The sequence below is a fragment of the Steroidobacter agaridevorans genome (assembly GCF_009932555.1).
GTDB lineage: Bacteria > Pseudomonadota > Gammaproteobacteria > Steroidobacterales > Steroidobacteraceae > Steroidobacter > Steroidobacter agaridevorans.
The window spans coordinates 974,646-983,665 of record NZ_BLJO01000001.1; the positions used below are offsets into that span (position 1 = coordinate 974,646).

Genomic DNA, 9,020 nt, shown 5'->3' on the forward strand with positions numbered 1-9,020 from the left:
TCAGAACAGCAACGACGCCGCTACGGAATAGGTGGTGCCGGTTTGACCGCCGACATAGAAGCCGAACGTGCTGCTGACAGGAGACTTCTTTACGTCGATGATCTGCGCGTTCACGCGCAGCTTGCGCGTCCGCGCTGGATAGTAATTCGCGCCGATGATGTATTCCCGCGACTCGCCGAAGCCGGCATCCTCGTCGCCGAACACCCATGACGTGACGCCGTAGAGCTCCAGCTTCTGCTTGATCGGGAAGAACGCGCCCTGCACGTAGAACCCGTCATCGACGATTTTTCTGACCGGCACCAGGCCGTCGGCGACGAAGTTGTCGAGCTGGCGGCGGTAGTACTCGGCCTGCAGGAAGATGCCCTTGTACTTGATGCCTGCGTCGATCGAGAGAGATTCCCAATCCGCCTCCTCCACCGTCACGCCCGGCGCGAGCGAGCCGGTGTTGAATAGCAGCAAACTGTCCGCCAGCCTGACCTGCGTGTTCTCGGGATTGTTGTTCTCCAGCTCCTGCCGGTTCTCGCGACTGCGGATGTGAGAAAAGCCGAAGCGCGTCGCCAGCGTCTCGTGCCATTCCCAATCGCCGTATGAGCCGAGCGGACCGAACTCGTGCGTGGTCGGCATCCACCACATGCCGTAGCCGGTGCCCATGTCACGGGTGAGCTGGCTGGCGGTGATGCCCAGCTGACTCAGATTGTTGGACAGCGCAACGTGATACCAGAGTCCCGGCAGAACCTCGCCATTCGCCCACAACGTCCCGGTAAAGCTGCCGCGGAAAAATTCGTCGGCCATCACGCGATCGTTCGCGAGCCACAGCGGATGCGAGCCCATCACGGAGCGCGAGCCGCCCGGGGTGTTGATGCCGCCGTATAGATTGAACCACTTGTTGAATTGATAACCCAGGAATCCGTACAACGTGGTCTGATCCGTCGACATCACGGTCCACACCGTGATCTGGTAGCGAAACTTTGGCGTATAGAACCAGCCCTTCAGATGAATCATCGCGCGATGGAACTGGATGTCCCGGCGCGTATCGACGTCCCGCTCGTTGCCCAAGTGATCGACGAACGTCTGGTCCGCGGGGCGTTGATCGATGTAACGCACCAGCGCGTAGGCGCTCAGCGCCACCTGCCCCATGTCCTTATCGTCGAACAACACGATGCCCTGACCGGTCGTGTCGATGGCCCCCCAAGTGGGTTTCTCATCGGCCAGCCTCGGGTCCGGTTCGAACAACTTGTGCCCGGGCTCGGCCGGCACCTCGGCTTCCTCGGCGACCGCGGTGCCGGCCAGGAGCAGCAAAGAACCCATCGACACGATCCACACGCGAACCCATAGCGACGGCATCGTGCCCATGCTTCCCCTCGCTGTCTCCCGACCGACTCGATGTCACTTCGTCTTGGCGACCGACGGCGCATAGGGATTGCCGCCGATCGTGTTCGACACATCCGTGATCGCCTTCTGCGCGCGTACGCTGTTGCCCGCCTCGTCGAGCGGCGGCGACACGACGGCGATACCGAACTTGCCGGGCGAAACAGCGATAATTCCGCCGCCCACGCCGCTCTTCGCCGGCAGGCCGGTGTGATATAGCCACTTGCCGGAGTCATCGTAGAGCCCAGCGGTCGCCATCACGGCCAGCACCTCAGGCACGTTCTGCGACTTCATCACCTGCTTGCCGGTCACGGGATTCTTGCCGGCGTTCGCGAGCGTCGCCGCCATGGTCGCGAGATCTTTTGCGTTGACGCTGATCGCGCACTGCTCGGTGTAAACGTCGACGGCTTGCTCCGGCTTTTCCTTGATGAAGCCGTACGCATACATCAATGCACCGATCGCCTGGTTGCGCTGATTGGTCGCTGCCTCCGAGTCGAAGACTTCTTTGTTGACGCTGAGCGGACGACCCGCGAACGCCGAATGAAAATCGAGGATGCTCTTCCAGACCTCGTCGCGCGTCTTACCTTGCACCATGCTGGTCGCAGTGATCGCGCCGGGATTCACGAGCGGATTGATCTCTGGCCCGCCGAGCGCCTTCTCCGCGAACTCGACCGCAACGATGGAGTTGAAGCGCATGCCGGTCGCATCCACGCCGATGCGCTTGGCAATGGCATCCGGCCCCAGCTGCTCCATGACCTTCGCCATGGTGAACACTTTTGAGATCGATTGGATCGAGACCTCGGACTTCACGTCGCCGGCGGTGTGAACCTTGCCGTCGGTCGTCACCAGCGCGATGCCGTAGATCTTCGGATCGACGCGCGCCAGCGCCGGAATGTAGTCGGCATTCTTGCCTTCCTTGATGTCCTTGTATCTCGTGTACACCGCATTCAGCGCCGACTGGACTTGATCGGCGGACTGGATCTGCGCCATCGCTGGCGAGAGGGCGAATACGCTGAGAAGCGACGCCAGCTGGATGAATCTTCGACTGCGCGGGCCCATGTCACTCTCCTCCCAAAGTCTTGCTGAAGCTGTATTTGAACGAGACCTGCACACGCACATCGTCCGAGGTGAAGCCGTCGCGGAAATTCTCGCGGCGGCCGTACTGGATCTCCGGCCCGAACATGAAGTTCTTCACTGGAGTGAACAGGATGTTCGCCAGCGCGTAGTCGCCATGCTTGAACGCGTCGTCGGTCTGGCCGTCGGAGTTGTCGATATCGATCAGGGAGTAGCCGATCGACGTCGACATGCTGTCGCTCCAGTTGATGTCGATGAAGGCCGTGACACCGAGCACAGGCAGGACTTCGCCGACGATCGGCCGGCGCGGATCCGCGAAGTTATTGCGAATGCCGACGTCGGCCGGCGCGTCGTTCATGTAGTTCTGAATGCCCTCGCCGTACACGACCGCCAGCCGCAGGGTGCTGTTGCCGAGCTTGAGATTCGAGCTGAGATTCACTCCCCAGCCCATTTCGTCGCCGCCCAGATCGAACTGATCCGCCAGCTGATCTTCCCATTCGATGTAGCGCACGATGCCGGCGATCTCGACATAGCCCCAGTTCTCATTGCCCATGCGAAATTCCCCGGACACGTCCGGGTACGGGAAATGCGGCGAGATGTTTTCGAGCTCGATGCGGTCTGCGTACGCGCCCTGGTCGGCGGATGCTCCCGGACGCTCCAGCGCAAACGTGAGCCGCGTGTAGTCCCCTTTGATCGGCATCCAGCGCACCTGGACATTGCGGAAGAACGCCATGCCGCTCGGTCCCCAATACTCCACCGAGTTGGGGAACACGTCGATGTCCATGAACGGGCTCCACGTCTGACCAGCGCCGAACTGACCCAGCTCGCCGTAGGCGTGACGCAGGCGGATCGTGGTCTGCCCGGCATCGACGCCGGTGCCGAACATTTCGAACTCGAACTGGGTCTTCAACTCGCCGAGACCGGTCGGCGTGCTGGTTTTGACGCCGAAGCGGGTCTGGCGCACGCTGGCGAACCAGTTGCCGTCCGCGCCGAATTCATCTTCGAAGGCGGGCAACTTGGTCGGCCGCACGACATCGAACCAGTCGGGATCGTTCTGTTTGCTCTGGTAGCCGGTATCGAGCATCACGAAGCCGTACAGGTCCATGGTCGTATTCGTGTCCTCCGCTGACAGCGCGACGCTCGAACAGAACAGACTGGTAACCCCTAGCAGCAACGTTCGCATATCGCCTCCGCATCGCTCCTGAAAGTGGATTGCACGGCTGCGCGCAAGAACGCCGCGCGACGCGGGATACAAACTAGTCGCGTCTGTGAGGTGCCGACACTGGCTCTAGGTGAAGAGACGCGTGCCCTAGATCACATCTGCAATTGCAGGCGCGTCTGGAAGAAGTGCGTTGCGCCTTGCAGGCCGAAGCGATCGAGCACGCCATAGCCATAGGCGAGCTCGAGGCGCACGTGGTCGGAAAGATGCCAGTTGACCATTGGTGTGATGCGTCGAAACCGGCCGCCGCGAATCGACTCTTCGTTCAGATCGGCATAGGAATATCGCAGCACGAACTCCCAGGCGCCGGGGCCGCCCTCGAACACGGTTCTCGACGGCGAAACTGCTTGAAACAAAGCGCCGCGGGCGCTGTAGGGACGTGTCTCCCCGGTCAGAATCCAGGCCGCGAACACCTCCCCTCCATGGAACAGCGGATCGCCCGACGCCGGCGCCGAGACCTTGTTGAAGTAATACTCCATGCCGAACGTCCATGGCCCGTCGCGGTAGTACGTCTCGACGCCGTACATATTGGAATGATGAGCAGCGAAGCTGCCGCTATCGATCGCGTACGACTGCGCGGGAAACGATTCCGGCTTGGAACGGTAGCGCAACGCGCCGTCGTCGGCTTCTCCGTAGCGATATTCCAACGCCAGATGTAACAGTTTCGGCGACTCCTGGCCGTTTCCCAACGGCAACCACACGCCGCGCGCCGCGAACTGATTGTCGTTCCGATTGAACGACTCGTTCTCCGAACGCGTGTCCTTGAACCAGCCGAGGTTGTAAACAAACTGGCCGTCCGCCGCCCAACCGGTCCACTTCACGCCATCGGCTAGAATCGGCAGAAAGGCATCGTTCGCGGCCGAGCGTTCGTTCGCCCAACCGTGATAGCCGACCATCGCCTTGTTGGTCGAGAAGCCTTCCTTGGTGCGGCCGACGAACAGATTGCCGCCCAGCTCGGGTACGTCGAGCATCAGGCCGGTCTGTCGGAAGCGCCATTCTTCGATGCCGGCGTCGTACATGTAGCCGAGCGTGTAACTCAGCCGCGGCAGTGTCGGGAATCGCCCTTTCAGCAACAAACGAAAGTCGCGCAGCTGACCGGTCGGCCGCAATGTCATCTGCTCTTTGCTGTCGTCGTCCTGGGAGTAGGCGACGTAGTCGTAGAGAAAGCCGCCCCCCAGACGCATCGTGAAGTAAGGGCCTTCATACTCGTTCCAATCGACGAGCTTGCGGCGGGGGCCGGGGTCGTCCGCCTCCGCCGCGTCGAGAGTACGGTACCGCTCCGATATTTCATCCTGCCCTTCCGCGGCAGCGGCATGGGCCGCGACCGACAGAAGCAAGCATGACGCCCAGCGAGCGCGGACTCGCATACTCCCTCTATCAATAGAGGTCGTAGAGTTTCTGGATGTCGTCAAGCGAGCGCTTTTGTAGCAGCGCCAGCGCCAATAGCACCCTTGCCTTCTGTGGATTCAGCTCGTAGGACGCTATGAAACCGAGCTTGTCGTCGTCGAGCTCGACGTTACGGCCGACCAGACCGGTCGGCACGCGGCTGCTGCGAACCACGACGACGCCACTTTTGGCAGCCTTGGCAGCGGCATCGACCGATGCCTTGTTCATGTTGCCGTTGCCGACGCCCGCGATGACGATTCCCTTCGCGCCAGCGGCGACGGAAGCATCGATCAGGTCCGCCGGCATGTCGACGTCCGCGAAGACGACATCTACGCGCGGCAGCTTCGTGACCTGGCTGATGTCGAACTCGCTTTGCGAGGTGTGCTTCCAGGTCGGCGAATTGTAGAAATCGTTCTTGCCATAGCTCGCGACGCCGATCAGACCGCGTCCCGGCGACATGAATGTTTCCACGGCCGTCGTGCTGGTCTTCGTCAGGGAATGCGCGGCGTGAATCTGATCGTTCATGACGACCATCACGCCGCGCCCCTTCGCCCTCGGATCGGCGGCGACTCCCACGGCGTTATACAAATTGAGCGGACCGTCGGCGCTCACCGCCGTCGACGGCCGCATCGAGCCGACCATCACGACCGGCTTGTCGGTCTTTACAGTGAGGTTGAGAAAATAGGCCGACTCTTCCATCGTGTCCGTGCCATGCGTGATCACGATGCCGTTGACATCGGAACCGGGCGCGATTTCGTTGATGCGCTTGGCGAGCTTCAGCAGGACATCGAACGACATATCCTGGGAGCCCACGTTGGCGACCTGCTCGCCTTTCACGGTCGCGACCTTGTCGATGCCGGGCACAGCGGCGAGCATCGCATCGATGGTGACGGCGCCCGACGTGTAGCCGGATTGCGTTCCGGTCGCCGCGGCTCCAGCGATGGTTCCGCCCGTTGCCAGAATCGTTACTTTCGGCTTCTGCTGATCCGCGGAGGCGGACCAGCCGACCGAACTGAGCGACAACGCGAACAGCGCGGCTGCCCAGCATTTGAGAGGCGCATTCATACCATCTTCTCCTTCCTCGACGCAGTCGAGTCAGCGCGGATATTTGCTCTTGTCCAGGTTCGCCAGTTTGACCGGATCGAGCAGATCCTTGATCTGCTCCTCGGTCAGCACCTTCTTCTCGCGGATGATTTCCAGCAGCCCCTTGTCGGTGCGATAGGCTTCATTGGCCAGCTCCGTCGCCTTCTCGTAGCCGATCACCGGATTCAGCGCGGTGACGATGCCCACCGTCTCCTCCATGTAGCGGCTGAGCACTTGTTCGTTGACTGTGATGCTGTCGACGCACTTGGTCCGCAACGCAACCGCGCCCTTGAACATCAAGTGCTGCGACTCCATCACCGCCAGTCCTACCAGCGGCTCGTAGGCATTGAGCTGCAATTGGCCCGAATGCGCGGCCATCGCGACGCCCGCATCGTTCCCGACGACGCGAAACGCGATCACATTGATGAGCTCGGGAATGACCGGATTGACCTTGCCGGGCATGATCGACGAGCCCGGCTGGATTGCGGGCAGATCGATCTCACCCAGACCGGCGCGCGGCCCCGATGCCAGCAGGATCAGATCGCTCGAAATCTTGGAGAGCTTGATGGCCACGCTCTTGAGCGCGCCCGAGTACACCACGAATCCCTGCTGATCCCAGGTCGCGGCGAACATATCGCTCGCGGGCACGATCGGCTTGCCGGTGAGCTTGGCCAGTTCCTTGGCAACCGCTTCCGAATACCCCTTCGGCACGTTGATGCCGCTGCCGATCGCGGTCGCGCCCATGTTGACCGGATACAGATACTTCTCCGCGTCCTTGAGCAGCTCGATCTCGCTTTCCAGCGACGCGCCGAACGCATGGAACTCCTGGCCCACGGTCATCGGCACCGCGTCCTGCAGTTCGGTGCGCCCCATCTTGGGAATCTCGATGAACTGGTTGCCCTTGGTGCGAAACGACTGCGCCAGCTTCTGCAGCTCATCGACCAGCTTGGCGTTGCGTAGGATAAAAGCCACTTTGATCGCCGTCGGGTACGAGTCGTTGGTCGACTGCGACATGTTCAAGTCGTCGTGCGGCTCGAGGTGCTGGTATTCGCCCTTCTTGCGCCCGGTGAGCTCCAGGCCGACGTTGGCCATCACTTCGTTGGCGTTCATGTTCGCCGACGTGCCCGCGCCGCCCTGATACCAGTCGACCTGAAACTGATCGTGATAACGGCCCGCCTTGATGGCTTCGTAGGCTTTCTCAATGGCGGCGAGCCGATCCGGCTTCATCGCGCCAACGCTGGTGTTCGCACGCGCGGCGGCAACTTTCACGATCGCGAAGGCTTCGACGAACTCCGGGTAGAAATTCATCGGCACGTTGGAGATCTGGAAGTTCTCCAGCGCGCGCGCGGTCTGCACGCCGTAGTAGGCATTCGCCGGCACCGCCTTGTCGCCCAGCAGGTCGTGCTCCATGCGCGTTCCCTGCGGCGCTGATTTCTTCTGTGCGTCGGCGGCCACAAAGCTCAATGGCAGGCAACAACACGCCAGGACCGTCGTGAACCGAGCTGTCCGCGTCATTTGCGTTTCCTGGTGATCCCCTCGACGAGTACGCGGCAGTATGAAACGCGTCGGTGCCGATACGATGCGTAGTGAGGGCATCGCGGACAACAGCAGGCGAGATCGAAGATCGGCCGTTTTGTTCTAGTAGAAGTCGGCACGTCATGAGGGCGTGCCGACCAGAGCAGTTTATTGCTTCTCGGGCTGAGGCACGACGCGCAGGTACGGCTTTACGGTTTTCCAACCCTGCGGGAAGCGCTGCTTGGCTTCCTCATCGGAGACCGATGGCACGATGATCACGTCCTCACCGTGCTTCCAGTTCACCGGCGTCGCAACCTTGTGTTCCGCGGTGAGCTGCATCGAGTCGAGCAGGCGCAACACTTCATCGAAATTGCGACCGCTGCTCATCGGATAAACAAGAAGCGCCTTGATCAGCTTATCCGGGCCAACGATATACACCGTGCGCACGGTTTGGTTGGTCGCGGCTGTGCGCCCTTGCGATGTCGTGCCCGCGTCGGCGGGCAGCATGTCGTAGAGCTTGGCAACGGCCAGGTCGTGATCGCCGATCAGCGGATAATTCACCGCTGCGCCGCCGACATCCTTGATGTCGCTGAGCCAGCGCTCATGATCCGTCACCGGATCGACCGACAATCCCAGGATCTTCGTGTTGCGCTTCGCAAACTCCGGCTCGAGCTTCGCGAGGTACCCCAGCTCGGTCGTGCACACCGGCGTGAAGTCCTTGGGATGCGAAAACAAAATGCCCCAGGAATCGCCGAGCCATTCGTGAAACTTGATGGCGCCCTTCGTGGTCTGTGCCTGAAAGTCCGGCGCCTTGTCGCCAATTCTCAATGACATGGTGCTGCTCCCGTTCAACCGCTGACAACGGGCAACTATAGATCGAAGCTCCGGAGCTGTCGCCGACTGAAATGTTATGAGGTCAGACGAATCGTACCGAACTGCGGCGCGTCACGGCGGCGGGTACAGCCCGAGAAAATGATCGAGAATGCACGCGTGGTCTTCGAACAGCTGCGATTCGAGCGATGGCAGCTGCGCGATGGGCACCCACTTCGCGAGCTTGGCATCGTCGCTGCCCTGGACGTCGGGGAACTCGGCGCCCTCGAGATCGAAGTGAAATGCGTTGGTGATGATGCGCCCACGCGGCGAGCGGGCGGGATGATCGAAGATCGCGGAAGCTTTCAGCGCGTTGCGCAGTTGTGCGGCATGCGGCTTGTAGCCCGTCTCCTCCGCCAGCTCGCGCACGGCGGCCGGATAGAAACGTTCCCATGGATCGACGAATCCGCCAGGCAGCGCCCACAAGCCATGACCGATCGTTCCACCCCGCTTGATCAACAACACATGTTGCTGAGTGGTGACCAACGCGTCCGCCGTCATATAA

8 protein-coding genes are annotated in these 9,020 nt (G+C 61.3%); all 8 read right to left on the reverse strand.

The annotated features are described in order from the left end of the window. Complete coding sequence (locus tag GYH35_RS04295) at positions 1–1,353, reverse strand: porin (protein ID WP_161814465.1); 1,353 nt, start codon at positions 1,351–1,353, stop codon at positions 1–3. A gap of 33 nt (positions 1,354–1,386) precedes the next feature. Further along, the gene (gene glsA, locus GYH35_RS04300; RefSeq protein ID WP_161814466.1) at positions 1,387–2,427 is read right to left on the reverse strand and encodes a glutaminase A; all 1,041 of its coding nucleotides are present in this window, start codon (positions 2,425–2,427) and stop codon (positions 1,387–1,389) included. 1 nt (position 2,428) lies between these two features. Further along, a complete protein-coding gene (locus GYH35_RS04305) occupies positions 2,429–3,625 on the reverse strand; it encodes a DcaP family trimeric outer membrane transporter (RefSeq protein WP_161814467.1) in 1,197 nt (398 codons plus the stop codon). Between the two features lie 131 nt (positions 3,626–3,756). Next, the gene (locus GYH35_RS04310) at positions 3,757–4,998 is read right to left on the reverse strand and encodes an OprO/OprP family phosphate-selective porin (protein ID WP_161827725.1); all 1,242 of its coding nucleotides are present in this window, start codon (positions 4,996–4,998) and stop codon (positions 3,757–3,759) included. 40 nt (positions 4,999–5,038) lie between these two features. Next, a complete protein-coding gene (locus GYH35_RS04315) occupies positions 5,039–6,112 on the reverse strand; it encodes a type II asparaginase (protein ID WP_161827726.1) in 1,074 nt (357 codons plus the stop codon). A gap of 30 nt (positions 6,113–6,142) precedes the next feature. Then, positions 6,143–7,540, reverse strand: coding sequence for an aspartate ammonia-lyase (locus GYH35_RS04320; RefSeq protein ID WP_161827979.1), 1,398 nt, complete (start codon positions 7,538–7,540; stop codon positions 6,143–6,145). Between the two features lie 273 nt (positions 7,541–7,813). After that, positions 7,814–8,479, reverse strand: coding sequence for a peroxiredoxin (locus GYH35_RS04325; protein WP_161827727.1), 666 nt, complete (start codon positions 8,477–8,479; stop codon positions 7,814–7,816). A 111-nt stretch (positions 8,480–8,590) separates the two neighbouring features. Continuing rightward, positions 8,591–9,020, reverse strand: a 430-nt coding sequence (locus GYH35_RS04330; RefSeq protein WP_161827728.1) for an NUDIX domain-containing protein, incomplete at its 5' end; no start/stop codon positions are given.